Genomic DNA, 19,526 nt, shown 5'->3' with positions numbered 1-19,526 from the left:
TCGAGATCCCGCGCGCTCAGACCGCCGGCCAGCTCTCCGGGCCCTCGCTGCCGGCCGGGTACTCGTCCAGCGGCACGTCGTCGGCGCGCCAGGCGTCGATCGCGGGCTGGACGATGCGCCAGCACTCCTCGGCCGCGTCGCCGCGGACCGAGAGCGACGGGTCGTCGTCGAGGATCCCGGAGATGACCTCGCCGTAGGCCAGCAGCTCCCCCGCACCGAAGGTCGCCTCGAGCGACGCGCGCTCGAGCGTGTAGGGGTCGCCCGGGCCGTTGATGTTCAGCTCCAGCGCCATCTGGTCCGGCGCGAGGAACAGCCGCAGCACCGACGCCTCCGCCGTCCCGTAGAAGCCGGCCGGCAGGTGCGGCACCGGCTTGAAGCGGATGACGATCTCGCGCCGCCGCTCCCCCAGCGCCTTGCCCGAGCGCAGCGTGAACGGCACGCCCGCCCAGCGCCAGGTGTCGATCTCGACGGTCAGCTCGGCCAGCGTCTCGGTCTTGCGCGACGGGTCGACGCCCTTCTCGTCCGTGTAGGCGGGGAGCTCGCGCCCGTCGACCGAGCCGGCGGTGTAGCGCGCCCGACGCGAGTTCGCACTCAGGTCCTCGCCGTGCAGCCGCGTCGCCCGCAGCACGATGCCCTTGGCGTCGCGCAGGTCCGCCGCGCCGAGGGTCGACGGCGGCTCCATCGCGACGACCGCCAGCACCTGCAACAGGTGGCTCTGGATCATGTCGATCAGCGCACCCGCGCCGTCGTAGTAGCCCGCGCGCCCCTCCAGGCCCAGCTGCTCGTCGTAGACGATGGCGACGCTCTCGATGTGCTCCGCGGACCACAGCGGCTCGAGGATCCGGTTCGCGAAGCGCAGCCCGAGCAGGTTCATGACGGTCGCACGGCCGAGGAAGTGGTCGACGCGGTGCACCCGGTCCTCGGGGACGAGCGCGGCGACGCGCGCGTTCAGGTCCCTGGCGCTCTTCTCGTCGGTGCCGAACGGCTTCTCGAGCGCGAGCACCGTCCCCTCCGGCAGCTCGTGCGCGGCGAGCGCGTCGCAGGCCTTCGCAGCGATCGCCGGCGGCAGGGCGAAGTAGATCGCGACGGGTCCCTCGCAGCTCGCGAGCAGCGCGGCGAGCGCCTCCGGATCCGTCACGTCCACCTGCTGGTAGCGCGTGCCCGAGACGAGGGTGTCGATGCCGGCACCCGAGGCGGTCTCCGTGGCGAACGACGTGGACACGACCTCGTGCCAGTGCTCCTGCGTCCAGTCCTCCTGACCGGCGCCGACGAGGTGCAGGCGGCGATCGGGCTCGCGGGTCAGGAGCTGACCGACAGCGGGGAGGAGGAGGCGGGCGGACAGGTCGCCCGTCGCACCGAGGATGAGCAGCGTGTGGACCGACTGAGGCATGCGCCACACCCTACGGCGCCCCCGCCGACCGTTTCCCGGCCTTGACGGCGGCGTGTCCGGGTCGGCGGTCCGCGGTGCTCGCAGGAGCGCCCAGCGTTCTGCTGCCAGGATCAGCGCATGGTCTCCCCGATCGAGGACTACGCCGTCCTCTCCGACTGCCGCACCGCCGCTCTCGTCTCCCGTGACGGCGGCATCGACTGGCTCTGCCTCCCCCGCTTCGACTCCGCCTCGATCTTCGGCGCGCTCCTCGGCGGTGACGACCAGGGCCGCTGGTCGCTCCGGCCGGTGGACGCGGACGCCACCGTGGAGCGGCACTACCTCGGCGACACCCTCGCCCTCGTCACCACCTGGACCACCGCGACCGGCGTCGTCGAGGTCACCGACGTGATGCCGCTGCGCGACGACCGCGCCGAGCTGGTCCGCCGCGTGAAGGGGGTCTCCGGCTCGGTGCGGATGCGCCAGGAGCTGCGGATCCGGTTCGACTACGCCCGCACGATGCCGTGGGTGCGCCAGGAGGGCACGGACGAGGATCCGCTGCTCGTCGCCGTCGCCGGCCCGGATGCGGTCGTCGTCCGCGGCGTGCGCCTCTCGGCGACCGACCACGTGCACTCCGCCGAGTTCGACGTCGCGCCCGGCGAGACGGTCGACCTCTCGATGGCCTGGTTCCCCTCGCACCAGCGCGCCCCGAAGGTGCTCGACGTCGACAAGGCGATCGAGCGCACCGTCCGCTGGTGGACGGACTGGGCCGGCGCCATCCGCTACGACGGCCCGCACCGTGACGCCGTGGTCCGCTCGCTGCTCACGCTGCGCGCCCTGACCGACGACCAGACCGGCGGCATCGTCGCCGCCGCGACCACCTCCCTCCCGGAGGAGTTCGGTGGCAGCCGCAACTGGGACTACCGCTACGTCTGGCTCCGCGACGCGTCCCTCACCCTCGAGGCCCTGCTCGCGCACGGCTTCGAGAAGGAGGCGCAGAAGTGGCGCGCCTGGCTGCTCCGGGCGGTCGCCGGCTCGCCGGAGGACGTGCAGATCATGTACGGCCTGGCCGGCGAGCGCGACCTGGCCGAGCGGGAGATGCCGAGCCTGCCCGGCTACGACGGCGCCTCCCCCGTCCGGATCGGGAACGCGGCCGTCGACCAGTACCAGGCCGACGTGATCGGCGAGGTGATGGTGGCGCTGCACGAGGCGCGCGTGGCCGGAGTGGATGAGACCGAGTTCTCCTGGCCGCTGCAGCGCGCGCTGCTCGGCTTCGTCGAGAGCAACTGGCAGCGGCCCGACAACGGCATCTGGGAGATCCGCGGCGAGCCCCGGCACTTCACCCACTCCCGGGTGATGGTCTGGGCGGCGCTGGACCGCGGCGTCCGCGCCGTCCGCGAGCACGGGCTCGACGGCCCGGTCGAGACCTGGGAGCGGCTGCGCGACACCGTCCGCGCCGAGATCGAGGAGCGGGGCTTCGACTCCGAGCGCGGCCACTACGTGCAGTCCTACGGCTCCACCGAGGTGGACGCCTCGCTGCTCGTGCTGCCGATGGTCGGCTTCGTCGCCGCGGACGACCCGCGGATGCTCGGCACGGTCGCCGAGCTCGAGCGGGCGCTGATGCACGACGGCCTGCTGCACCGCTACCGCACGGAGTCCTCGGTCGACGGCCTGGCCGGCGGTGAGCATCCCTTCCTGGCCTGCTCGTTCTGGCTGGTCCGGCAGTACGCCGACTCCGGCCGTCTCGACGACGCCCGCACGCTGATGGACCGCCTCGTCGGGCTCTGCAACGACGTGGGCCTGCTCTCGGAGGAGTACGACGTCGAGAACCGGCGCCACGCGGGCAACACCCCGCAGGCGCTCTCGCACCTCGCGCTGGTCCAGGCCGCCGACGCGATCGCGCGGCACCGATGAGCGCCCGGGCCGCGCGCGCAGCCTCCCCGCGGAGGCACCGCCGCCCGCTCCGGATCGTCCTCCTGAGCCTGGGCGGCCTCGTCGCCGTCGCCGTCCTCGGCTTCCTGACCTGGTCCTCGATCGTGATGGGCCCCGATCCGGAGGCGCTCGCCCGCGTCGACGCGGACCAAGCGGTCGCCGTCGAGCGCACCGACACCGCGATCGTGCTCACCCCGACGGACGACGCGGGCACCGGCCTCGACGGCGTCGGCCTCGTCTTCGTCCCCGGCGCCAAGGTCGACGCGGCCTCCTACGAGGCGACCCTCGCGCCGCTCGTCGAGGAGGGCGCGAGCGTGGTGATCACCCGGCCGATCCTCAACCTGGCGTTCTTCGACCTGCGCTCGCTCGAGAGCTTCACGGCGCAGGCGGACGGCGTCGACGAGTGGCTGGTCGGCGGGCACTCCCTGGGCGGCGTGAAGGCCTGCCAGTGGGGCGAGGACCCCGAGGTCGCGGGCCTCGTGCTCTTCGGCAGCTACTGCGCGAACGACCTGTCCGCGTCGGGACTGCCCGTGCTGAGCGTGAGCGGCTCGGAGGACGGCCTGAGCACCCCGGAGAAGGTCGCCGCGGCGAGCGACCGGCTGCCCGCCGACGCGCGCTTCGTCGAGATCGACGGGTCGAACCACGCCGACTTCGGCTGGTACGGCCTGCAGCCGGGCGACGGCACCGCCACGATCAGCCACGAGGAGGCCGACGCGCAGATCGCCGAGGCGCTGCTCGCCTTCGCGAGCGAGCGCGGCTGAGCCGGGACCGGGCCTGCGTCGCCTCGGCGCACAGGTCCGAGCAGTTCGAGCAGCCCTGCACCGACGAGCGAGAGGTCCCGGTTCGAGAGAGCAGGCGCCGCGGGACGCGAACGTCACGCAGGAGAACGTCCTCCGCCGCTCGACGCGCCGCTGGGTAGACTCGAACCACGAGAGATGAGGCGCAGATGACACCGGTGACCGGAACAACGACATCGTCAGCCGCCGTCGACCACGACACCGTCGCCGAGTACGACGCCATGCGTGAGACGGCCCTTCGCCTCGTGGGCGAGTACGCCGCGCGTCTCCCCGCGGACTCGTCCGATCCCGAGCATCACGCCGGAATGCAGCGCATGGTCGCTGTCCGACGTGCGGCGCGGGCCGTGCCGACCCGAGACGCGGAAGAGATCGCCGCCGCGACGGTTCGCTTCGATCGCGAGCTGCAGGAGCTGCGCGCGAGGTGATCGACGAGAGCCGATACGAGCTCCCGCCTTCCGAACGCCGTCGCCTCTTCCGCGACGTCATCGAGCCGCTCCTGTTCGACGGGGCGGTCACCGCGGCGGGCCCGGTCGCCGTCCTCCTCGGAGGGCAGCCCGGCGCTGGCAAGACCCGCGCGTCGGAGGAGGTCCTGCTCGAGTACCCGGGTGCCGCACCGCTCCCCCTCGGCGTCGACGAACTCCGAGCGTTCCATCCCGCCTATCTCGAGCTCCTCTCCGATGACCCCGCGAACATGACGCGAGCGACGAACGCCACCGTCGGCGAGTGGATGCGGATGGCCATCGACCATGCCCGCCGGCACCGGTACAGCGTCCTGATCGAGGGCACCTTTCGCCGGCCCACAGTGACGCTCGCGGAGGCCGCTGCCTTCCACGGTGCCGGGTACGCGACGCGGATCGTGGCGCTCTCCGTCCCTGCTGCGGTCAGCCGGAACTCGATCCTGCACCGTGCCGTCACCGACGCCCGCCTCGGAGGCGACGCCCGCTGGACTCCGCTCGAGGCACACGAGCACGGGTACAGCGGAACACCGCAGACGATCGCGGCCGCAGAGAGCTCCGACGCCGTGGACCGGATCACGATCTGCAACCGAGCCGGCCAGACGCTCTACGACGAGAACCGTGGACCCGAAGAGAGCCGGCTGGACGGCGCGGCCCAAGCGGTCGAGATCGGACGGCTGAATCCCCCGACGCCGGCCCTCGCCCGCCGCTGGCTGGACGATCTCCACGACGATCTCGCGCATGCCCGTCTCGCCGGCCTCCTGCAGGCCGACCTGCTGCCCCTGCTCGAGCAGCTCGTCGTAGACGCCCGAACGATGGCCGGTCACGCGTTCACCCATCGAGCGGGTCCGGAATACGCCGCCGCCCTCGACCGCATCGCGACCGAGGACCGCCTTCTCGCCGCCGATCGGATCCGGCTCACTGCTCGGTGATCATTGCTGCGACCCGTGACCGGCTCTGGACGAGTTCCGCCACGGGTACCGCCACGGGCCCTCGCCGCTTCCGGCACACGCAGCGCCGGACCGCCGCCCGCCGTGGCGGTCAGTCGTGCCGGCGGCCGTCGCGGTCGGGCGTCTCGCGGAGGTCGATCAGCCCGGTGAAGAGCGCACCGCGCTCGTTCGACTGCTGGTCGCCCGAGAACAGGTTGTCCGGCGCCGACTTCGTGCGACTGCGCGGTGCGGGGGCGGTGCCCGCCTCCTCGTGCTGCATCTCGACGCGCTGGCGCGGCAGGGCGATCGGGTCGCTCTCGTGCAGCCAGCTCACCAGACCCTCGCGGACGTAGCAGCGCAGGTCGAAGAGCGTCGGAGCGTCCTTCGCGGTGACGAGCACGCGGATCCGGACGTAGCCGCCGACCGCGTCGGTGACCTGCAGGACGCTGACCCGCTGGTCCCAGAGGTCGGTCTCCTCGAGGATCCGGTGCAGCTCGGTGCGCATCTCGTCGGGGCGGACGCGCCAGTCCAGGTCGAGCTCGACGGCGCCGAGCAGCTCGGAGCCGGTGCGGGTCCAGTTCTGGAAGGGCTGGGTGGTGAAGTAATTGGTCGGCAGCACCAGGCGGCGGTCGTCCCAGAGGTGCACGACCACGTAGGTCAGGGTGATCTCCTCGATCCGGCCCCACTCGTTCTCGACGATGACCACGTCGTCCAGGCGGATCGCGTCGCTGAAGGCGAGCTGCATCCCCGCGAAGATGTTGGTCAGGCTCGACTGCGCGGCGAGACCGGCGACGATCGAGAGCACACCGGCCGAGGCCAGCAGGGAGGCTCCGGCGGTCCGCGCCTCGGGGAAGGTCAGCAGCGAGGCGCCGATGGCGATCACGACGACGGCCGCGACGGCCACCCGCCGGATGATCGTCATCTGGGTGCGCAGGCGTCGGGCCCGCCGGTTGTCGGCGGTGTCGGTGCGGTAGCGCTCGGCGCCCAGGTCCTCGAGGAAGACGAAGGTCGCGCCGACCAGCCAGGCGGCGGCGCCGATCGTGGCGATCTGGAAGATCCGGTCGACGAGCCCTGGCCAGGGGTCACCGGAGACGGTGGCGGCGAGCGCGGCCCAGACGGCGATCGTGAGCAGCAGCACCCGGAACGGGATGCGCACCCGGCGGATCAGCAGCCGGGCCCACGTCTTGCGCTTGCCGATCGAGCGGATGATCAGCGCCAAGACCGCGGTCACGACGACGGCGATCACGACGGCGATCAGCACGGCGAGGGCGATGGAGCCGACTTCTTGCAGGGCGTCTTCTGGCACGGCGGTCCTTTCGGGTGGGGGAAGGGGCGCGCACCATCGAGCGGATCGGACGAAGAGGGCAGCCTCCCACGGACACGGCGGGGAGCGCACGGGGCGACGCCGCACGTTGCGGGGATGCCCAGGCGGAGCGCGACGACGTCGGACGCTCCGGAAACGACGAAACGCCCGCCGGAGTGGCGGGCGTCTCGATGTGGTGCACCCCCTCGGACTTGAACCGAGAACCCACTGATTAAGAGTCAGTTGCTCTGCCGATTGAGCTAGAGGTGCGTGGCGACCGGCGAATCGTGCGTGCCGAACCGAGGGATCACATTACCAGCGCCCACCCCCGTTTCGTCAAATCGACACTCGCGCCATGCTGATCGAGTAGCTCGCGCAGCGGGCGTATCGAGATCCACCGTGCTCCGAGGGGCGGGTCTCGATACGCGTTGGGCGCTACTCGACCAGCATGCAGTGCGCCCCTCCGCCAGGGGCGCTCAGTATCGTGGACGCGTGACCCTCGACGACGACCTCCGCCTCGCCCTCCGCCTCGCCGACGCCGCCGACGCGATCTCGCGCGAGCGCTTCCTCGCCCTCGACCTCGTCGTGGACACCAAGCCCGACAGCACGCCCGTCTCGGACGCGGACCGCGCCGTCGAGGAGGCGATCCGCGCGCTCCTCGCCGCAGAGCGCCCCGACGACGCGATCCTCGGCGAGGAGTTCGGCACCTCCGGCGAGGCCTCTCGCCAGTGGATCCTCGACCCGATCGACGGCACGGCGCACTTCGTCCGCGGCGTCCCGATCTGGGCCACCCTCATCGCGCTGGCGATCGACGGCGTCCCGGTGGTCGGCGTCGTCTCGGCCCCCGCCCTCGGCAAGCGCTGGTGGGCCTCCCGGGGCGCCGGCGCCTGGGTGGACGAGAGCCGCGCTCCCCTGGGCAGCCTCGACCTGCCGGACGGCCTGCGCGGCGTCCTGGTCGCCCCGGCCGCCGAGGAGCCGCGCCGGCTCCAGGTCTCCGGCGTCGCGTCCCTCGCCGACGCCACTTTCAGCTACAACAGCATCCAGCAGTGGGACGGCGCCGGCCGGCTCGAGCAGCTGCTGGAGCTCGCGCGCACGGTCTGGCGCGACCGGGCCTACGGCGACGCCTGGCCCTACATGCTGGTCGCCGAGGGCCTCATCGACGGCGCGGGCGAGTTCGACGTGAAGCCCTACGACCTCGCCGCCCTGGTCCCGATCGTCCAGGAGGCGGGCGGCCGCTTCACCTCCGCCGACGGCGAGGACGGCCCCTGGCACGGCAGCGCCGTCGCGACCAACGGCCTCCTGCACGACGAGGTCCTCGCGATCGCCGCCCGCCGATGAGCCGGCGCTCGGCGCTCCTCGCGGCGGCACTCCTCACCGCTGTGCTCCCGCTCGCGGCGTGCTCGTCCGTCGTCGGCTCCGACGATCCGGCAGCGCTCCGCGACGAGGGCGGCACGGTCACCACCGCGGGCGTCGTCGACGCCTTCTCGGTGGCGAAGGGCGACTGCCTCCGGGAGCCGGACGACGACCGCGTCGCCGACTTCGAGGCCGTCCCCTGCGCGGACAGCCACGACCTCGAGGTCTTCCACGTCTTCGCGCAGCCCGGCGACGACTACACCAGCCGCAACACCCTGCTGGCGCAGGCGGACGCCGGCTGCGAGCCCGAGTTCAGCGCGGTGATGGGCATCGCCTACGGCGACTCCGCCCTCGAGTACCGCAGCTTCGTCCCGTCCGAGGTCAGCTGGCGCCACGGCGACCGCGCCGTGCTCTGCGCCGTCTTCGACCCTGCGACCGGCGAGACCACGGGCAGCCTCTTCGGCGCCGCGCGCTGACGACCAGCCCGGACGCCCGCCGTCCGGGTCAATCCCCTCCGCGCCTCGATTGACAGGTTCGCGGCGCACGCGCACTGTGGGAGGACGATCACACACGATCGGCGAACGGCTCGGGGGTGCCGCGAAGCGCTGCAGGAGTCGAAGATGCACGAGCACGCAGGAGACGTTCCGGAGAGCGCGGAGCCGGAGCGCTCGGCGACGGCGGAGCACGAGCTCCGGCCGGCGGACAGCCTCTTCACCCGGCTGCAGCAGCAGTGCGCGCTGCTCTCGGCGGCGGAGACGCTGGCGGACTCGACCGAGGACTCCGTCCGGCGCTGGTCCCGGCTGATCCACGACTACGCGCTGACCTCGGACCGGATCGTGTCGGTGCACGGCGGCGCCGAGGAGGCCGTCCTGGGCTGGCTGAAGCCCCGCGGCGTCGTCGCCCTCCTGGTCACGGAGGAGTGCGCGGACGACCACGCGGTCGAGCACCTGGCTGCCGCTCTCGCGGCGATGAACGCGGTGACGCTGACCGTCGACGACGAGCGCGCCGAGCGCCTCGCACCGCTCACGCAGGCACTCGCGCGGATGCTCCCGAGCGGATTCGCCGAGCTGCCCCTCGATGCCCACGCGCACTACCCGGAGGGAGCGATGGCGACGGTCGTCACGCCCGAGAACCTCTACCGCGCGTGGACGCCTCCCGAGACGCTCCAGGGTCCGGAGAACGGCGCGGAGCGCGACGACGACGAGCGCCTCGCGCTGCTGACCCTCTACGGCCGCGTCCGCCAGCTGGACGTGCGTCCGGAGTGACGGCTCGGAGCGGCAGCGGCTCGGAGCGGCAGCTCCTGTGTGCGACGACGACCGGTGGTGGAGATGGGGGGAATCGAACCCCCGTCCATCGCTGTGATTCTGCGCCTTCTACGGGTGTAGCCAGTGAGAGCGTTCTACTCGGCCCCGACCGTTACCACTGGCGCATCGGTCGACGGGCCCAGCCCGAGTGCAAGTCCCGCGTCGCCCTCAGGCGTAACGACGCAGCAAGTCCTCTAGATGACGCCAGGATCCGGGGCGAGGACGCACCCACGGGCTGACGGACTATCTACTCTGGCTTAGGCAGCGAGAGCGAAGTCGGTGCGCTTCTGTTCGGCACCTGTGTTTTTCAGAGATCGTTAACGAGATAACCCTGAATCCTCGACCCGCTTCTCGCAGTTTCGCAGGCAATGTCGAAACCGATCATCCCCGCGAGCACTCGCCGGCACTGAGCCTTGGCAGACACGGGCCAGGTGGAGTGGGTCGTCGTCGCACACTGTGGAGTTACGAGAGAAGAGTCTACCTCGTCGCGCGGGCGGTGACCCGACGACGGCGCAGATCGAGCAGTCCGAGCACGAGGGCGAGTGCGATCAGCCCGAGGGTGACGAAGTAGCCGTTGCGGAAGGCGTCGTGGTACTGGTCGAGTCCCTCGGCCATCCCGGCCTCGCTGGCGAGGGTGGCGAAGAAGACGGCGGAGGCGCAGGCCGTGCCGACCGCGGTGCCGACGCGCTGGCCGAGCTGGCCGACCGAGCCCGCGACGCCGCCCTGCTCGGGCGAGATCTCGGCGAGCGTCAGCGTCTGGTTCGGCGAGACGACGAAGCCGCCGCCCGCGCCGGCGACCAGCATCGCCGCACCCATCCCGTACGCCGCGGTCTCGGCCGGCAGCAGCTCGGCCGCCAGCAGCACCAGCGTGAAGCCGATGACGACGAGCACGATGCCCAGCACGACGAGTGCGCGACCGTAGCGCTGGACGAGCTTGCCGCCGTACCAGGCGGTGACCGCCGAGGTCAGCGCGAACGGGATGCTGACCATGCCCGCGAACACCGGCGCGAGGCCGAGGCCCTGCTGGAGGAAGAGCGTGGTCAGCAGGAAGGTCGCCGGGATGGCCGCGAAGTAGGAGGTCGCGACCAGGATCCCGTTGCGGTACGAGCTGGTGCGGAAGATCCGGAAGTCGATGACCGGGGTGCGGTCCTTCGCGGCGTAGTGCGCCTCCCACTTCACGAAGGCGTACGCGGCGACGACCGCGAGCAGCAGCCAGAACCAGCGGAACGGCGAGTCCGTCGAGGCACCGGTGGTCAGCAGGAACGGCAGCATGAAGGCGAAGATCGTCACGCCCAGCAGCAGCAGGCCGACCGGGTCGAGCGAGGTGTCGCCCTGCGGTGTGCGCTGCACCTTCGGCAGCAGCTTCCAGGCGAAGACCAGCGCGGCGATGCCGAGCGGGATGTTCATCCAGAACAGCAGCCGCCAGCCGTCCTGCTCGCCGCCGATCGCGATCAGCAGGCCGCCCAGGGTCGGCCCGAACGCCGTGGAGAGGCCGATCACGGCGCCGAAGACGCCGAAGGCGCGGGCCCGTGCAGCCCCGGTGAACAGCTGCTGCACCAGGCCGAGCACCTGCGGCATCTGGATGCCGGCGGCGATGCCCTGGACGAAGCGGGCGACGACGAGCAGCTCGATCGTCGGCGCGACGGCGCAGAGCAGGCTCGCGAGCGTGAACGCGGTGAGGCCGACGAGGAACAGCAGGCGCCGCGACTTGATGTCGCCGAGCCGTCCGGAGGGAACGAGCGAGAGACCGAACGCGAGCGCGTAGCCGGCGACGATCAGCTGCAGCTGGCTCGGATCGGCCGAGAGCGACTTCTCGATCGAGGGCAGCCCGACGTTGACCTTCGACAGGTCGAGGATCGTGAAGGCGGCGACCGATACCGCGACCGCGAAGGCCCGCCAGCGCGTCCTCTCCTCCGCGGCAGTGGGCGGCGCGTCGGGGGCGTTGTCGGGAGAGGTCACGTCCTCCAGTCTCTCAGGACCGGAGCGCGCGCCTCCCCCGCTTGCGGGACATCGGCGCGGACGGCCTACTCGCCCATGCGGCGGCGGGTGGACATGGCGCGGTCGGCCTCGCGGCGGTCCTGGCGCTCGCGGAGCACCTGGCGCTTGTCGTAGTCCTTCTTGCCCTTCGCGACCGCGAGCTCGACCTTGGCCTTGCCGTCACTGAAGTAGAGCGAGAGCGGGATCAGCGTGTAGCCGCCCTCCTTCACCTTGTTGTGGATCTTGAGGATCTGCGCCTTGTGCAGCAGCAGCTTGCGCTTCCGGCGCGGCGGGTGGTTGGTCCAGGTGCCCTGGGCCCACTCGTTGATGTGCACGGCGTCGAGCCACGCCTCACCGCCGTCGACGAAGGCGTAGCCGTCGACCAGCGACGCGCGGCCGTTGCGGAGCGACTTGACCTCGGTGCCCGAGAGCACGAGTCCCGCCTCGTAGGTGTCCTCGATGAGGTAGTCGTGGCGCGCCTTGCGATTGGTCGCGACGACCTTCTGTCCCTGTTCCCTGGGCACGGCTGCTCCTTCGGTCCGAGAGCGATGGTGGGCCGCCCCGATCGGGGCAGCCCACCAGTATACGACCGCACGCGGCCGAGAACGCCGGGCGGTCTAGACCCGCAGGTACCGCGCGATCGCCACGTTCGCCGAGATCGCCGCCAGGACGATCCCCACCACGATCAGGATCGGCACCACGATCAGCGCGTCGTCGACGCCCACGAACGACGTCAGCGGGATCCGGTACGCGAGGAACCCCTGGACGAAGAAGACCACGATCGCGACGACAGCGACCCCCGCGAGGATCGAGCCGAGCAGCGCCGCGAACACGCCCTCGAGGATGAAGGGGGTCTGGATGAACCGGTTCGAGGCGCCCACGAGCCGCATGATGCCCAGCTCCCGTCTCCTCGAGAACGCCGACAATCGGATCGTCGTCGCGATCAGCAGCACCGCCGCCACGAGCATCAGCACCGCGATGCCGATGGCCGTGTAGCTGGCCGCGTTGAGGATCGAGAAGATCTGGTCGAGGTACTGCTTCTGATCCGTGACACTCTCGACCCCCGAGACGCTGGACAGGCTCTCCACGAGCACGTCCGACTGCGTGGGGTCCTTCAGGTTGATCCAGAAGGTCTGGTTGAGCAGGTCGGGCGTGACGTACTCGGCGACCGGGTTCCCGGCGAACTGCTCCTGGAAGTTCGCGTAGGCCTGGTCGTGGTCCTCGAAGTAGGAGCGGTCGATGTACGGGGCGAGCGTCGCGCCCGCGAGCTGCGACTCGACGGTGTCGATCTGCTCCTGCGTCGCGTCGGATCCGCTGCAGTTCGCGCCGCCGGAAGTGGCGGTGCACATGTACACCGCGACCTGGGCCTTGTCGTACCAGAAGTTCTTCATCTGGCCGATCTGCATCTGCAGCAGGATCGCGGTGCCGACGAAGGTGAGCGAGATGAAGGTCACCAGGATCACCGAGACGACCATGGAGACGTTGCGCCGGAGGCCGCTGGAGACCTCCGACCAGATCAGTGCGTATCTCACTTGACGGGTCCTACATCCTGCTGGTCGTCCCCGGACTCGTCGCCCTCGCCGGCGTGGGCGCGCAGCCCCAGGCGGGCCGCGAGGGACTCCTCGGGGAGGGCCCCGGTGTCGGCGGGGAGGTAGATCGGGCCGGTCTGGCTCTGCAGCTCGACCACGCGCGGCGAGGCGGGCGCCTCGGTCGGGGCGGGGGGCGGCGGCGGGACGACCGGGTTCGACCGGGTGGTGGGGCGCGCCGGAGCGACATGGGTCTCGGGGGCGGCGGCCGAGCGGCGGCCCTCCGGGACGCGGGGCTGCGGCGCGGTCTGCGGCAGGCGCGGGCGCGCGAACGCGGCGCCGTGCTCGGGGAGCTCCGGAGCGGCGGCGGCGGGCGCCGGCGCGCGGCGCAGGTCGACCTCCGGGACCTCGGTGGGCGCGAGCGCACTCTCGGTGATCACGGGGACGGCGATCGAGGACGTGGTGGTCGGGTGGTCGTCGGCCGCGACGACCACGACGCCGTCGTGCACGACGGTGATGCTCTCGGTCTGGCCGTAGCCGCCCCGGCTCTCGTCGCGGACGATGCTGCCCGCCGAGAGCTCGATGACGCGGCGCTTCATCTGGTCGACGATGCCGGCCTCGTGGGTGGCCATGATCACGGTCGTGCCGCCGGCGTTGATCCGCTCGAGCAGCGCCATGATGCCGGCACTGGTCGTCGGGTCGAGGTTTCCGGTCGGCTCGTCGGCGAGGAGGACCGCGGGCTTGTTGACCACGGCGCGGGCGATGGCGACGCGCTGCTGCTCGCCGCCGGAGAGCTCGTGCGGCAGGCGCGCGGCCTTGCCGGCGAGGCCCACCATCTTGAGCGTGTCGGGGACCGCCTCCTGGATGTAGCCCTTCGACTTGCCGATCACCTGGAGGCTGAAGGCGACGTTGTCGAAGACCGACTTGTTCGGGAGGAGCCGGAAGTCCTGGAACACCACGCCCATGTTGCGGCGGAAGTAGGGGACCTTGCGGCTCGAGATCTTGCCCAGGTTCTGCCCGAGCACGTGGATCGAGCCGGAGGAGGGCCGCTCCTCCTTGAGGATCAGGCGGAGGCAGCTGGACTTGCCGGACCCGGAGGCGCCGACGAGGAAGACGAACTCGCCCCGGAGGATCTCGAGATCGATGGCGTTGAGGGCGGGTCTCGTGCCACCCCGATACTGCTTGGAGACGTTGTCGAAGCGAATCATGTCGGTACGAGGGTAAGCGACGATTCCGGAGAGTGACCCGTCCGGCCGCCCGGCGCGCCGAGCGGCCGGCCCTTCGGCGGACCCGACCTGGGAGTCAGACGCCTCGCGACTCCCCCGGCCGCCGCACCAGAGCGACGACGAAGGAGCCGGCGGAGACGGTCGCGCAGGCGAGAAGAGCGATCGCGAGAGCCGACGACGCCCTCTGCGCCTCGGGAGTCGGCATCGACGTCGCCGGCTCCGTCCCGACGCTGACGAGCGACAGCCCGACGACAAGGCAGACCGCCGCCGCGGCCGCCGTCGTCGCGATCACGGGGGCTGTGCTCCCCCCTCGCTCGGCACCCCACGCGCGCCCGAGGAGAGCGGCGGCTCCGAGCAGCAGCAGACCGGCGAGCGCCAGCGCCACCGCGAAGCCGACCCGCCACCCCTCGTCCGGCACGGCGTCGAACGCACCTGTCCGGTTGCCGATGACGGACGCGACGACGGAGGCGGCCGCCGCCGCCGCGAACACCGCAAGCCCGAGTACAGCGGGGCGGATCGGACGCTCGATCGGAGAGCTCATGGGAGGTTTCTACCAGTTGCAGTGCTTGTCGATGACGCCACCCCAGGCCTCGGGGACGCTGATCTCTCGGCGCCAGCTCTCCAGATCCCAGGTCGGACGCTGGTCGATACCGAGCCATCCGCTCAGCCCGATCGCGGCCTTCCCCAGGGAATGGCATTGCCACTGCAGCTGATAAGAGCGGTTCGGGAAGTTGGTTCCGGCGGGATTGTCGGCACTGATCCGAGAGACGAGCTCGTCCCACCCTGCCGTTGATGCGACGAGCTCGTTGACCAAAGCCATCATCGGCGTGACAGCGACAGAGATCGTCCAGCCGCGACCGTGATTGGTCGGGTGGTCAGGCTTGGACCAGGCGAACCTGTCGATCAGATTGACGCCGAACCACGGGTCCGCGATGACCGGATACGCGGTATCAGCGGCGGAGTGCTCGACGACCTGACGAAGGATGCCGCTGCCGATCTCGTAGTGCGTCGGAACGCTCGCCCCGGACGCATCCGTGGCCCAGGCAGGAGCGACGATGCCGACGTAGCCACCGGTCTCGGCGGCAAGCAGCACTGCGCCGTTGTCCTGGAGGGATGCTGATCCACCAGGGGGGAGGACGAGACCGTATTCGTAAGTGGTGGGCGACGAAGCATCCTCGATGAGGGTCGTGATCTGCACGGAGCCGTCGTCTTTCACGATCGGAACGGTGGTCGACTGATTGCCGTTGTCGTAGGAGACAACCCCATCGGTCTCGACGTTTGCGTCGGCCGCCGACTCCGAGAACGGCAGGAGGAGTTCGATGGTTCCATCGCCGGTCGTCGTCAGCTTTATCGGCGACTCAGGATCTCTGGGGAGCGAAAGCTCGACGCCGTCGACGGTCGCCTCCATGATCGCCGCTCCGGCTTCTCGCGCGGGAACGTCGGCGACCCGAGCAAGGACGTCTGTCGCGACGCTGTCGGAGAACGATGACACCGACGCCAGGTCGCCGAGGACGCCTTGCTCGTCAGCCTGGGCCGGTGGAACGAGACCGAACGCGAGCACCAGCCCGGCGCCACCAGCCCCGACCTTCATCATTTGCCTGAACATGACCCACTCCTTCGTGAATGATCCTCACCGTGAGGACTTCTCGAAGATAGAACAATGCGCCTCGCCTGTCTGCCCCAGATTTGGCGAGGAGCGCCCCGATTCGCCGCACCGCAACGATCGGCCCGACATGTTGGCGCGGGCCGTCCGTAGCTTTGCGTCGAGCGTCGCTACTGCCGGTCAGGCGGACTTGCGCCAGCGGATGCCGGCGGCGATGAAGCCGTCGAGGTCGCCGTCGAAGACGTGCGAGGGGTTGCCGACCTCGTGGTCGGTGCGGAGGTCCTTGACCATCTGGTACGGCGCGAGGACGTAGCTGCGCATCTGGTCGCCCCAGCTCGCGGTGATGTTGCCGGCCAGCTCCTTCTTGGTCGCGGCCTCCTGCTCCTTCTGCAGCAGCAGCAGGCGCGACTGCAGCACGCGCATGGCGGCAGCGCGGTTCTGGATCTGGCTCTTCTCGTTCTGCATCGAGACGACCAGGCCGGTGGGGAGGTGGGTCAGGCGCACCGCGGAGTCGGTCGTGTTGACCGACTGGCCGCCGGGGCCGGAGGAGCGGAAGACGTCGACGCGGATGTCGTTGTCCGGGATCTCGATCGCGCCGGCCTCCTCCATCAGCGGGATGACCTCGACCGCGGCGAAGGACGTCTGGCGCTTGCCCGCGGCGCCGAACGGGCTCATCCGCACGAGGCGGTGGGTGCCGGCCTCGACGGAGAGGGTGCCGAAGGCGTAGGGCGCGTCGATCTGGAAGGTGGCGGACTTGATGCCGGCCTCCTCCGCGTAGCTCGCGTCCATCACGGTCGCGGGGTACTTGTGCTTCTCGGCCCAGCGGAGGTACATCCGCATCAGCATCTCGGCGAAGTCGGAGGCGTCGACACCGCCGGCTCCCGCGCGGATCGTGATGACGGCGGGGCGGTCGTCGTACTCGCCGTCGAGGAGGGTCTGCACCTCGAGCTCGCCCATCGTCTTCTGCAGGGCCTCGAGCTCGGCGATCGCCTCCTGCTCGGACTCGGCGTCGTCGGCCTCGTTGGCAATCTCGACCAGGACCTCGAGGTCGTCCAGGCGCCGCTCGATCGCGGTGATCCGGGCGAGCTCGGACTGGCGGTGGCTCAGCGCGCTGGTCACCTTCTGCGCGTTGTCGGTGTCGTCCCAGAGGTCGGGGACGCCCGCCTGCTCGTTCAGCTCCTCGATCTTCGCGCGGAGCTCGGCGACGTCGATGACGGCGAGGATGTCGGAGAAGGTGGAGCGGAGAGCAGTGATCTGCTCGGTGAAGTCGTTGTCCAGCATGGTGGCTCCAGACTACCGGGGGCGCCGGGGGTCACCGCGGGCGGCCGCCCGGGCGGCGCTTAGGATGGGGCTGGTGAGCAGCACCGCCGAGCGCCCCTTCCCCGTCGGGCCCCTCCTGCTCTCGACCTTCCTGCCGACGCTGCTCTTCTCGGTCGGCGAGGGCGCGATCATCCCCCTCCTCCCCGCCGTCGCCGGCGACCTCGGGGCGACGCTGGCGATCGCCGGCCTCGTCGCGGGAATGATCATGATCGGCGAGCTCGCGGGCGACATCCCGAGCGGCTGGATCGTCTCGCGGATCGGCGAGCGCGGCGCGATGCTCGGCGCCTCGGCCGCCTCGATCCTCGGCCTGGTGATCTGCCTCGTCTCCACCTCGTGGGTGACGCTGACCGTGGGCGTCTTCCTGATCGGCCTCGCGACGGCGGTCTTCGCGCTCGCCCGGCACGCCTTCATGACCTCGTTCGTGCCGATCAGCCACCGGGCCCGGGCGCTGTCCTCGCTCGCGGGGGTGTTCCGCGCGGGCTGGCTGATCGGTCCGTTCCTCGCGGCGGGGGTCGTGCACCTCAGCGGCTCGGTCGAGTCGATCTTCTGGGTGCACATCGCCTGCTGCGTGGCCGCGGTGGTCGTGCTGCTGCTGGTGCCCGACCCGGCGACGGTGCTGCGCCGCGCGGCGGCCGCCTCCGCCGCCGCCGACCCCGCACTCGACGCCGCCGCCGAGGCCGCGGCCGTGCCGGAGTCCTCCCCCGGCCTGGTCCGCACCCTCCGCTCGCACCGCGGCGTGCTCGCGCGGATGGGCTCCGGCGCCGCCGTGATCGGCGCCCTGCGCGCGAGCCGGACGCTGATCCTCCCGCTCTGGGCGGTCAGCCTCGGCCTCGCCGAGACCGACACGGCGATCATCATCGGCATCGCCGGGGCCCTCGACTTCGCCCTCTTCTACGCGGGCGGACAGGTGATGGACCGCTTCGGCCGCGGCGCCACGGCGATCCCGTCGATGATCGGCCTCGGGGTCGGGCACCTTCTGCTGGTGGCGACACTCCTCGCCGCCGATCCGGTGCCCTGGTTCATCGCGGTGGCCTGCGTCCTCGCGGTGGCGAACGGGATCGGCTCGGGCATCCTGATGACGATCGCCGCGGATCTCGCACCGCCGAAGGATCCGGCGCCCTTCCTCGGGGCGTTCCGCTTCACCGGCGACGCGGGCAACGCCGCGGCGCCGATCGCGGTGTCCGCGCTGACCGCGGCGGTCTCGCTGCCGTTCGCTGCGGGAGCGATGGGCGTGCTCGGGCTGGCCGGTGCCGCTGCGCTCTCGCGCTGGATCCCGCGGTACCTGCCGCACCGGCGCCCGCGCACCTGACCCGCAGCACGCCTGGCGGCCACGCGGTCTCCGCGCGGGCCCCTGCTCGCGCTCCCCTCCTACACTGGAGCGCGCACGCGGGAGTGGTGGAATGGCAGACACGCAGGATTTAGGTTCCTGTGCCGAGAGGCATGTGGGTTCGAGTCCCACCTTCCGCACCAGGGGCGCTCGGAGTGACCGGCGTGGCACGCCACCTTCGGGGGCCGCCCCGGCCGTCTTCCCGGTTTCGCCGGTACAGTGAGCGCGGTCGAGCCGCCGCAGACCGAGGATCGGCTGCGGCGTCGGCCGGCCGCACGGCACTGATCGACTGGAGAACCGTTGAACCACGCCGCCCTGATCCCCTGGCTGGACCCGGAGACGATCCTCACCTCGTTCGGTCCGTGGGGCGTGCTGGTCGTCTGCCTGATCGTCTTCGCCGAGACCGGCCTGCTGATCGGCTTCCTCTTCCCCGGCGACACCCTGCTGATCATCACGGGCCTGCTGGCTCACGAGAACGCCTCCAACGGCGGGCTGGGCGTCCCGATCTGGCTGATCTGCCTCGCGGTCGGCTTCTCGGCGTTCCTCGGCGGCGAGGTCGGCTACCTGATCGGGCACAAGGCCGGCCCGCGCATCTTCGAGCGCAAGGAGTCGGGCCTCTTCAGCATCGAGAACGTCAAGCGCACCAACGCCTTCTTCGAGCGCTTCGGCGGCCTCGCGGTGATCCTCGCGCGATTCGTGCCGATCGTCCGCACCTTCGCGCCGATCGCCGCCGGCGTCGCCCACATGAACTACCGCAGGTACAGCCTCTACAACGCCATCGGCGCCCTGATCTGGGGCAGCGGCGTGACGCTGATCGGCTGGCTCCTCGCCTTCATCCCGCCCGTCGCCGACTTCGTCTCGCACTACATCGACGTGATCCTGATCGGCGCCGTGGCCCTCGCGATCATCCCGACGGTGTTCCACCTGCTCCAGCAGCGCCGCAAGGCCCGCCTCGCGGCCGACAAGGAGACCGACGCGTCGGAGGCGAGCGCCCTCGTCCTCGACCCCACCGCCGTCGACGACAAGCACCGCAAGCACTGACCCCTTCCGCGAGATGCCACTTGTGCACGCTCGACACGGCGTGTCGCGTGCACAAGTGGCATCTCGC

At 71.1% G+C, this 19,526-nt stretch carries 18 protein-coding genes, 2 tRNA genes and 1 other RNA gene; 10 read left to right on the top strand and 11 right to left on the bottom strand.

What is annotated here, in order from left to right:
- Window positions 1–16: 16 nt before the first annotated feature.
- Window positions 17–1,390 carry a glucose-6-phosphate dehydrogenase gene (locus EDF35_RS16695; protein ID WP_166674146.1) on the bottom strand — a complete coding sequence of 458 codons (1,374 nt, stop codon included), beginning with the start codon at window positions 1,388–1,390 and terminating at the stop codon, window positions 17–19.
- Between the two features lie 117 nt (window positions 1,391–1,507).
- Here EDF35_RS16695 and EDF35_RS16690 point away from each other — a divergent pair, with 117 nt between their 5' ends.
- From EDF35_RS16690 to EDF35_RS16675, 4 genes are all read left to right on the top strand, one after another.
- Window positions 1,508–3,280, top strand: coding sequence for a glycoside hydrolase family 15 protein (locus EDF35_RS16690; RefSeq protein WP_133963153.1), 1,773 nt, complete (start codon window positions 1,508–1,510; stop codon window positions 3,278–3,280).
- Window positions 3,277–4,059: an alpha/beta hydrolase gene (locus EDF35_RS16685; protein ID WP_133963152.1), complete on the top strand. Its 783-nt coding sequence runs from the start codon at window positions 3,277–3,279 to the stop codon at window positions 4,057–4,059. Before EDF35_RS16690 ends, EDF35_RS16685 begins: the two co-directional genes overlap by 4 nt.
- A 185-nt stretch (window positions 4,060–4,244) precedes the next feature.
- A complete protein-coding gene (locus EDF35_RS16680; RefSeq protein WP_123705068.1) occupies window positions 4,245–4,520 on the top strand; it encodes a hypothetical protein in 276 nt (91 codons plus the stop codon).
- Window positions 4,517–5,482: a zeta toxin family protein gene (locus tag EDF35_RS16675; RefSeq protein WP_133963151.1), complete on the top strand. Its 966-nt coding sequence runs from the start codon at window positions 4,517–4,519 to the stop codon at window positions 5,480–5,482. Before EDF35_RS16680 ends, EDF35_RS16675 begins: the two co-directional genes overlap by 4 nt.
- Before the next feature lie 109 nt (window positions 5,483–5,591).
- On the opposite strand, the gene EDF35_RS16670 is transcribed toward EDF35_RS16675, so the two are convergent.
- Window positions 5,592–6,785, bottom strand: coding sequence for a mechanosensitive ion channel domain-containing protein (locus EDF35_RS16670; protein WP_133963150.1), 1,194 nt, complete (start codon window positions 6,783–6,785; stop codon window positions 5,592–5,594).
- A 191-nt stretch (window positions 6,786–6,976) separates the two neighbouring features.
- Window positions 6,977–7,052: transfer RNA gene (locus tag EDF35_RS16665), tRNA-Lys, on the bottom strand.
- Between the two features lie 222 nt (window positions 7,053–7,274).
- On the opposite strand from EDF35_RS16665, the gene EDF35_RS16660 reads away from it, so the two are divergent.
- The 3 genes from EDF35_RS16660 to EDF35_RS16650 all read left to right on the top strand — a co-directional run bounded on the left by EDF35_RS16660 (window position 7,275) and on the right by EDF35_RS16650 (window position 9,400).
- Window positions 7,275–8,120, top strand: a complete 846-nt coding sequence (locus EDF35_RS16660) for an inositol monophosphatase family protein (protein WP_123447993.1) — start codon at window positions 7,275–7,277, stop codon at window positions 8,118–8,120.
- Window positions 8,117–8,611: a septum formation family protein gene (locus tag EDF35_RS16655; RefSeq protein ID WP_123705072.1), complete on the top strand. Its 495-nt coding sequence runs from the start codon at window positions 8,117–8,119 to the stop codon at window positions 8,609–8,611. Before EDF35_RS16660 ends, EDF35_RS16655 begins: the two co-directional genes overlap by 4 nt.
- Before the next feature lie 144 nt (window positions 8,612–8,755).
- Window positions 8,756–9,400 carry a hypothetical protein gene (locus tag EDF35_RS16650; RefSeq protein WP_133963149.1) on the top strand — a complete coding sequence of 215 codons (645 nt, stop codon included), beginning with the start codon at window positions 8,756–8,758 and terminating at the stop codon, window positions 9,398–9,400.
- A 55-nt stretch (window positions 9,401–9,455) separates the two neighbouring features.
- Here the strand turns inward: EDF35_RS16650 and ssrA are convergent.
- The 8 genes from ssrA to prfB all read right to left on the bottom strand — a co-directional run bounded on the left by ssrA (window position 9,456) and on the right by prfB (window position 17,052).
- Window positions 9,456–9,828, bottom strand: a transfer-messenger RNA (tmRNA) gene (gene ssrA, locus EDF35_RS16645).
- A gap of 88 nt (window positions 9,829–9,916) precedes the next feature.
- Window positions 9,917–11,398, bottom strand: coding sequence for an MFS transporter (locus EDF35_RS16640; RefSeq protein WP_166674145.1), 1,482 nt, complete (start codon window positions 11,396–11,398; stop codon window positions 9,917–9,919).
- Between the two features lie 65 nt (window positions 11,399–11,463).
- Complete coding sequence (smpB, locus tag EDF35_RS16635; protein ID WP_123447996.1) at window positions 11,464–11,940, bottom strand: SsrA-binding protein SmpB; 477 nt, start codon at window positions 11,938–11,940, stop codon at window positions 11,464–11,466.
- A gap of 93 nt (window positions 11,941–12,033) precedes the next feature.
- Entirely contained in the window at window positions 12,034–12,948 is a 915-nt protein-coding gene (gene ftsX, locus EDF35_RS16630) for a permease-like cell division protein FtsX (protein ID WP_123447997.1), read from the bottom strand.
- Window positions 12,945–14,150: a cell division ATP-binding protein FtsE gene (gene ftsE / locus EDF35_RS16625; protein ID WP_133963147.1), complete on the bottom strand. Its 1,206-nt coding sequence runs from the start codon at window positions 14,148–14,150 to the stop codon at window positions 12,945–12,947. The genes ftsX and ftsE overlap by 4 nt, the downstream gene beginning before the upstream one ends.
- 94 nt (window positions 14,151–14,244) lie before the next feature.
- Window positions 14,245–14,709, bottom strand: a complete 465-nt coding sequence (locus EDF35_RS16620; protein ID WP_133963146.1) for a hypothetical protein — start codon at window positions 14,707–14,709, stop codon at window positions 14,245–14,247.
- Window positions 14,710–14,718: 9 nt separating this feature from the next.
- On the bottom strand, window positions 14,719–15,774 hold the full coding sequence (locus EDF35_RS16615; RefSeq protein ID WP_133963145.1) for a hypothetical protein: 1,056 nt from the start codon (window positions 15,772–15,774) through the stop codon (window positions 14,719–14,721).
- A gap of 177 nt (window positions 15,775–15,951) precedes the next feature.
- Window positions 15,952–17,052: a peptide chain release factor 2 gene (gene prfB / locus EDF35_RS16610; protein ID WP_133963144.1), complete on the bottom strand. Its 1,101-nt coding sequence runs from the start codon at window positions 17,050–17,052 to the stop codon at window positions 15,952–15,954.
- A 73-nt stretch (window positions 17,053–17,125) separates the two neighbouring features.
- On the opposite strand from prfB, the gene EDF35_RS16605 reads away from it, so the two are divergent.
- From EDF35_RS16605 to EDF35_RS16595, 3 genes are all read left to right on the top strand, one after another.
- Window positions 17,126–18,400, top strand: coding sequence for an MFS transporter (locus EDF35_RS16605; RefSeq protein ID WP_243840029.1), 1,275 nt, complete (start codon window positions 17,126–17,128; stop codon window positions 18,398–18,400).
- Between the two features lie 77 nt (window positions 18,401–18,477).
- Window positions 18,478–18,561, top strand: a tRNA-Leu gene (locus tag EDF35_RS16600).
- A 157-nt stretch (window positions 18,562–18,718) separates the two neighbouring features.
- The gene (locus tag EDF35_RS16595) at window positions 18,719–19,459 is read left to right on the top strand and encodes a VTT domain-containing protein (RefSeq protein ID WP_133963142.1); all 741 of its coding nucleotides are present in this window, start codon (window positions 18,719–18,721) and stop codon (window positions 19,457–19,459) included.
- The last annotated feature ends 67 nt before the right edge of the window (window positions 19,460–19,526 follow it).

The sequence above is a fragment of the Rathayibacter sp. PhB151 genome (genome assembly GCF_004366415.1).
GTDB lineage: Bacteria > Actinomycetota > Actinomycetes > Actinomycetales > Microbacteriaceae > Rathayibacter > Rathayibacter festucae.
Note: the sequence above shows the minus strand (reverse complement) of the source record. Positions and strands in the feature narration are given on the sequence as shown.

Coding starts and splice junctions, on each gene's coding strand:
- EDF35_RS16655 (WP_123705072.1), top strand. CDS start 8,117: ATGAGCCGGCGCTCGGCGCTCCTCGCGGCGGCACTCCTCACCGCTGTG.
- EDF35_RS16695 (WP_166674146.1), bottom strand. CDS start 1,390: ATGCCTCAGTCGGTCCACACGCTGCTCATCCTCGGTGCGACGGGCGAC.
- prfB (WP_133963144.1), bottom strand. CDS start 17,052: ATGCTGGACAACGACTTCACCGAGCAGATCACTGCTCTCCGCTCCACC.
- EDF35_RS16620 (WP_133963146.1), bottom strand. CDS start 14,709: ATGAGCTCTCCGATCGAGCGTCCGATCCGCCCCGCTGTACTCGGGCTT.
- EDF35_RS16650 (WP_133963149.1), top strand. CDS start 8,756: ATGCACGAGCACGCAGGAGACGTTCCGGAGAGCGCGGAGCCGGAGCGC.
- EDF35_RS16690 (WP_133963153.1), top strand. CDS start 1,508: ATGGTCTCCCCGATCGAGGACTACGCCGTCCTCTCCGACTGCCGCACC.
- EDF35_RS16680 (WP_123705068.1), top strand. CDS start 4,245: ATGACACCGGTGACCGGAACAACGACATCGTCAGCCGCCGTCGACCAC.
- EDF35_RS16615 (WP_133963145.1), bottom strand. CDS start 15,774: ATGTTCAGGCAAATGATGAAGGTCGGGGCTGGTGGCGCCGGGCTGGTG.
- ftsE (WP_133963147.1), bottom strand. CDS start 14,150: ATGATTCGCTTCGACAACGTCTCCAAGCAGTATCGGGGTGGCACGAGA.
- EDF35_RS16685 (WP_133963152.1), top strand. CDS start 3,277: ATGAGCGCCCGGGCCGCGCGCGCAGCCTCCCCGCGGAGGCACCGCCGC.